A 6,355-nucleotide genomic window follows, 5' to 3' on the forward strand; every position below is an offset into this window, starting at 1 on the left:
TGATGGCCTGGAACCATTGGACATCCAACAGGGTAAAGCGCGTGAGGCCAGGTCAGGGGCTCCGGAGATGGGATGGGAACGATAGACTGACACAGGCCTCTCCAAAGCGGTGATGCTCACCGCAGTCCCAAAGCGACTTCGTCGCCAGGTGTTGACCACTGCCAAGGAGACTGCATGCCGCCAGGCCTCCGACATCGGAGGCCGGTGCATGCTCCATCCTACCCAAGAACTCCCTCCTTCTGAATGCGAAGCATCTGTGGAGTGCGCGCGGGAACCGCCGCTTTGGCGCCCCTTGTGAGTTCCTCGTACCGGGAAATTAAAGCAGGGGAGAATCATGTCCCCTGTGGCCCTCGCTCGACCGCATAATCAGCAGACCGCCCATCAGTCCAACGCCTTTCCGTCATCCGCCGACGAAAGCGGCGTCGAGCTGCACGCACTCCAAGACGCTTCGCGAGGCTGCCAGTGCTGGAGCTATTTCCGCTTCAGGAAGGATGGCCATTCTCTTGTTGGCTTATCCAACTTCGCGCCACAGAGGTTGAGGAAGTCGGGCACTTCGTCAGGGTGGGCATAGAAGCCGGGCTCCTGTCGGACTGCTTGCTCAAAGTTCGCACCAAAGTAATCCAGCAGGCGCTGGCCGATGAAGTCGATTTTCCCGTTGGCATCTGCGGTCCAGATTTGTGCCGGAACGGTGTTGATGATCAGGCGGATGCCTTCTTCCCTTTGGTGACATCCATGATCGCGCCGACAAACTCGACTCCGCCCCCGTCATTGGGTTCAGGATGGGCCACGGCGCGCAGATGCTTGACGGCACCACCGGGCGCCTATCGTGACCAAGTGGCAGATCAAGCTGGAGTCGCTGAAGTTCAATGAAGACGTGCAATTGCCCGTGATCGCCCTGCCTCCCCATACCAACATCCAGGACGACATCACGGGAAAGTTCAGGGTCGTGAAGGTGGTTGGCCCCAAGGACGAGATCGAGATTCGGTTGGGGGCCTTGCTGAAGGATGCGCTGGATAAGATCAAGCGAAAGAGGCAAGCGCAGGACGACCGGGGGTAGGGACGTGTGGGCATTTTGCCCATGAGGAACGCCGGAGGGGCACGACCGACAGGTCGCTTGGAGCATCGCGCAACTTCCGACACCGACAAACCGTGGGTGATTGTGTAGGTACACAAAAAAGCCACTCCGCGTTGCTTTGCGGGTGGCTTGAAGTGGAAGTGAGCGAAGCTTACCGGAGGGCGACGAGGGATCCCTTCAGTTCTTCCGGTACATCAGCAACGTTCAGCACCTTCAACTCACGTTCGGCGGTGGAAGTGGTGGTTGCAAATTGAGCGCTGTTTCTTTCGGGCAATGACCACATGGCACCCGTGGCGGGGTCGACAATCAAGATGCCGATCAGACCTCCAAACACGATGTTGCCAAGATACCAGCCGTTCATACGTGCTTCCAGCGGCACGGTTTGAGTTTGACCGTTGCGCTTGTATTCCACCGTGTAGGAGGCGGGCCTGAAGTACCCTGCACTGGAGCGAAGCACCACCGAGGCAGGCGTCGTGCCTGAGCTCACAGGCTGTCCTTCGCCATCTTTGATCACAAAGGTGGCACCTGAAGGGATGCTATTGATGGTGACTGGATAGGAGGATTTGCTGACGATGCTTGCGCAGCTGGAAAGAATCCCGGCAAGAACGACACCGGAGATCAAAGATTGGATTCGAGGTTTCAACATCACGTTTGGTCTACGCAGCCATCGTGCGGGTGCAAGTTAGAATTGTGTGCACGTGGAAACAAATGGTCGAGCAGGTGTACTGTTGGAGCCGGTCTAGATGAAAAAGCTGTGACATTTTTACAAGCCTTCTTCCAAGATCAGTGATCTGCGAAGAGGCAGACTCAGAGGCCGTGATTGTTCAAAATCAGTAACCTGGCGGCTGTGGTAACGAGGCTGGATTGGTAGACCGGCTTGTTCGCTATGAGTAGGCCCCACTGAGGACACCGCGCTCACTTTGCTCAGCAGCTATCTGCGCTGGGAGAGTGCCCAGGTGCCGGAGTACTACAAAGGTCCTGGTGGCTTGGTGAGGACCAACGACCTTCGTTGGGATCGTGAGTTCAGTGAAATCTGGCGCATCGGCTACGCGTTTGAGCAGAAGCTGGGGGACAACCTGACCTTCCGCCAGAACGCCCGCTACTCGCACTACAACTCCGCCTCGAAATATTTCTCGATCAACGAACTCGTTTCCCCCACGGAACTGAGCCTGATGGCCTCTGGCTACAGTGTGCAGAACCGGGCCTGGACGGTGGACAACCAACTGGAGTGGCGCATCGAGCAGGGATCGATCAAGCAAACGCTACTGGCCGGTTTTGACTACGGCTATGCGACCTCCAAGTCCCGCCAGCAGGATGGACCGGCTCCGACGCTGGACTTGCTCGATCCGCAGTACGACGCGCCCTTCTCCCGCCCGTCTGATCTCGTCTCCCAGTTCGAGCAGGAGGTCCGCCAGGTAGGTGTGTATGCGCAGGACCAGGTGAAAGTGGGTGATCACTGGCTGGGCGTGGCGAGTCTGCGCCATGACTGGGTGGCTACGGAGAGTGCGGAGCGCACCAGCGGCGGCTATTCCGAGGATCAGGATGATAAATCCTTCAGCTATCGTCTGGGCCTCATGTATCTGGCTGACAATGGTCTGGCTCCGTATGCCAGCTACTCCACGTCGTTCTTCCCCAACTCCGGAGTGGATGCCCAGGGCAGCACCTTTGATCCGACGGAAGGCAACCAGTTTGAAGTGGGCCTCAAGTACTCGCCCAAGGACTTCCGCGGTGGTTTTACCCTTTCCGCATTCCACCTCACCCAGGACAACGTGCTCACCACGGATCTCCGGAACCAGGCTTACATGAAGGCCAATGGCGAATGGACCTCCAAGGGCGTGGAGTTTGAAGGGAATGTCGGCATTACGGATCGCATCACGCTGCTCGGCAGCCTGACGCTTATGGACATCGAGATCACCAAGAGCGCCGATGGAGACGAGGGCCAAACTCCTGGCCAGACCCCTGAGAAGACTGCCTCCGGCTGGGTGACCTATTCCTTCACAGACGGCACACTGCAGGGGCTCACGCTCGGCAGCGGCGTCCGGTACACGGGCTCCAGCTACCAGGACACGAGCAACACTGCCAAGAATGACAGCGTCTTGTGCGTGGACCTCGTGGCCCGCTATGTGCGTGGCCCCTGGACGGTGGCGCTGAACGTGGACAATGTGGCTGACGAAACAACGTACAGCAGCGATGGCTTCGGCTACTACCAGAGCGCCGGGCGCACCGTGCGGCTCTCTCTGGGCTACAAGTGGTAGTCGGTGTGTTGGAGTGGGCGCTCCCTGATGTGCTGCTGTGTATGGTAGTCGGGGAGCGCACGCATCTTGCGTGCTGTCTTCTGCATCTTGCAGAAGGCTTCCGCGCGGTGATGACAGGTGGAATGCACGTGAGGATGTTGTGCGTGCGTAGCGCGATGTGGTGGGGATGGCAGGAGATGAAAAGGTGACGGGGAAGAGAGGGGCGTGACTTTCAGGCTCCCCCTTCCTGAGGTTCCCGGCAAGATGCCGAGAACAGCACGCAGGATGCGTGCGGTCCCCAAGTTTCTGAAAACGCGCCCCATATCTCAATGGAAGTCGTGGGACTCACTGTTGATGATCGTGCCGAGGTGCAGGGCTTCAATCTTCAGCGCATAGACGGAGGTGACGTTGTCCACGATCTGCAGGCGGCCGTGGATCTGTAAAAATGGCTCCTGAGTGATGACCAGGCGGTTGGCCTCGAAGGTGGCGGAGGGGACGAAGGCGTTGGCAATGCCGGTCTCATCCTCAAGGCTGATGAACATGTGGCCCTTGGCCGTGCCGGGGCGCTGGCGACAGATGACCTGACCTCCGATGAATACCCTCTGGCCATGACGGCCGTGGGCCAGTTCCTCCGCGGGCCAGAGATGGGGATGATGACGGCGGTGATACGCCATGGGGTGGGGGCCAGTGGTGAGGCGCTGTGTCTGGTAGTCTGCCTGTAGGCGCTCCAGGGCTTCCATGGGCTGAAGGGGGATGTTTTCATCCTTTTCCAGGGCGGCGAAAAGATCGTCCTCTGGTAATATTTCCTCCACCCGCCAGAGGGAGCTGCGGCGGTGGGCTCCGAGTTCCAGTTGATTGAGTGCGCCTGCTTGGGCGAGGATGCGGCGCTCTTTCTTGTCGAGCCGGGTGCGGTTCAGGAAATCTAGCAGGTCCGTCCATTTGCGGAGCTGTCGCTCCTGCACGATGCGCTCCTGACTGGCCTTGCTGAGGCCGCGGAACTGGTTCAAGCCAAGGCGGAGGGTGTCGTTGTCGAGGACGGTGCAGAGGATGTCAGACTCCACCACGCAGGCGGGTCGGACTTTGAGCTTGTGGGCCTTGGCATCGCGCACCAGGGTGGCGGTGGAGTAGAAGCCCATGGGCTGGTTGTTGAGCAGTCCGGCATAGAACTCGGCGGCGCGATGGACCTTCAGCCAGACGCTGGCGTTGGCCAGGATGGCAAAACTGATGGCGTGGGATTCCGGGAAGCCATAGAGGGCGAAGGAGGAGATGCAGGCGGTGATTTTTTCCTGAACCGCCTTTTCCACGCCGCGCTCATCCATGGCGGCGGTGAGCTTGTCCATGACCTTCTTCATGCGCTCCTCAGAGCGGTGGAAACTCATGGCCCGGCGGAGCTCTTCGGCCTCGCTGCCGGAGAAACCGGCGATCACCATGGCCATGCGCAGGAGTTGTTCCTGAAACAAGGGCACGCCCAGGGTGCGCTCCAGGATGGGTTCAAAGTCCTTGTTGATGTAGTCCACCTTCTCCTTGCCCTGGCTGCGCCTGATGTAGGGATGCACCATGTTCCCTACGATGGGGCCGGGACGGATGATGGCGACCTCGATGACCAGATCATAGAATTTCATGGGCTTTAGCCGGGGCAGGGTAGCCATCTGGGCGCGGCTCTCGATCTGGAAGACACCGATGGTGTCCGCTTCCTGCATCATCTGGTAGGTGGCCGGGTCATCCTTGGGGATGGTGTGCAGTGTGTAGGGGGCCTCCCGATTGCGGGCTTTGCAGAGGTTCAAGGAATCTTGCAGCACGGCCATCATGCCCAGGCCGAGGAGGTCCACCTTGATGATGCCCAGGTCTTCGCAGTCGTCCTTGTCCCACTGCACCACCACTCGCCCAGGCATGGTGGCGGGCTCCAGGGGGACGATGCTGTCGAGCCCCTTCGTGCACAGCACCATACCGCCGCTGTGCTGCCCCAGATGCCGGGGCAGGCCATAGACCTGGTGATAGAGGCGCAGCATGGCGGCCAGCCGGGGATGATGCTCGGGCAGGCCAGCCTGGCGGATCTGGTCCTTGAGTTGCAGAGTGTGGGGGAAGTCCCCGTTGGCGTACAGGTCACTGAATCGCGTCAGCACATCGGGCGGCAGGTCCAGCACCTTGCCCAGCTCTCGCATGGCGCTGCGACCACGGTAGGTGATGACGTTGGCGGTCATGGCGGCTCCGTAGGGGGCAAAGCGGCGATACACCTCCTGGATCACTTGCTCCCGACGGTCGCCGCTGGGGAGGTCCAGATCAATGTCCGGCCAGGAGTTGCGGCCCTCACTGAGGAAGCGCTCAAAGAGCAGCTTGCCCGCCACGGGGTCGGCATTGGTGATGCCGAGGCTGAAACAGACGGCGCTGTTCGCAGCGCTGCCGCGTCCCTGGATGAGGATGTCACTCTCCTCTGCATATTTGACCAGACTCCAGACAATAAGGAAATAACCTGAAAACTTGAGGCGGGAGATGAGGTCCAGTTCCTTTTCCAATTGGGCGCGTACTTCCTCAGTGATCCCATTTTGAAACCTGTTCCGGGCCCCGGAGTAGGTCAGCTCACGGAGGAAGGAGTCCTGATCATGCCCGGCGGGCACATCGTACTCGGGGAACTCATAGCCCAGTTCGTGCAGGTCGAACTCCAGCAGATCCAGCAGCCGGTGGGTATTGTCCACGGCTTCTGGCAGGTCGGGGAAGAGTGGGCGTATCTCGTGGTGGCCCTTGAGATGACGTTGGGAATTAGGAGCCAACAAAAGACCTGCGGCATCGAGATGGGTGTGGTTCCGCAGGCAGGTGAAGGCATCCATGAGCATGCGGCCATCCGGGCGGGCGTGACAGGGGCCGTTGCTGGCCAGGAGGGGGAGTTTTTTGAGTCCGGCCAGGTCGATGAGCTGGCGGTTCCGCAGAGTTTCCCCGCGCACGCGGTGGCGTTGCAGCTCCATCCAGACTTTGTCCGGGCCGAAGATGTGGCAGAGGCGGTCGAGCACATCGGGGGCGAGCCTGGCATCACGCTGCAGTGCCCGCTGTA

General features: G+C 59.9%; 4 protein-coding genes. 2 read left to right on the plus strand and 2 right to left on the minus strand.

The annotated features are described in order from the left end of the window. Positions 1 to 826 precede the first annotated feature (826 nt). Positions 827 to 1,057: a hypothetical protein gene (locus BV106_RS19350; protein WP_038167338.1), complete on the plus strand. Its 231-nt coding sequence runs from the start codon at positions 827 to 829 to the stop codon at positions 1,055 to 1,057. Between the two features lie 169 nt (positions 1,058 to 1,226). On the opposite strand, the gene BV106_RS19355 is transcribed toward BV106_RS19350, so the two are convergent. After that, positions 1,227 to 1,721: a hypothetical protein gene (locus BV106_RS19355; protein WP_038167339.1), complete on the minus strand. Its 495-nt coding sequence runs from the start codon at positions 1,719 to 1,721 to the stop codon at positions 1,227 to 1,229. A gap of 274 nt (positions 1,722 to 1,995) precedes the next feature. Between BV106_RS19355 and BV106_RS19360 the strand changes: the two genes are divergently transcribed. Further along, a complete protein-coding gene (locus BV106_RS19360; RefSeq protein ID WP_051946071.1) occupies positions 1,996 to 3,330 on the plus strand; it encodes a TonB-dependent receptor in 1,335 nt (444 codons plus the stop codon). A gap of 305 nt (positions 3,331 to 3,635) precedes the next feature. On the opposite strand, the gene BV106_RS19365 is transcribed toward BV106_RS19360, so the two are convergent. Further along, on the minus strand, positions 3,636 to 6,355 hold a 2,720-nt coding region (locus BV106_RS19365), incomplete at its 5' end, for an error-prone DNA polymerase (protein WP_038167340.1).

Origin of the sequence: Verrucomicrobium sp. BvORR106 (genome assembly GCF_000739655.1) — a bacterium.
Taxonomy (GTDB): Bacteria; Verrucomicrobiota; Verrucomicrobiia; order Verrucomicrobiales; family Verrucomicrobiaceae; genus Verrucomicrobium.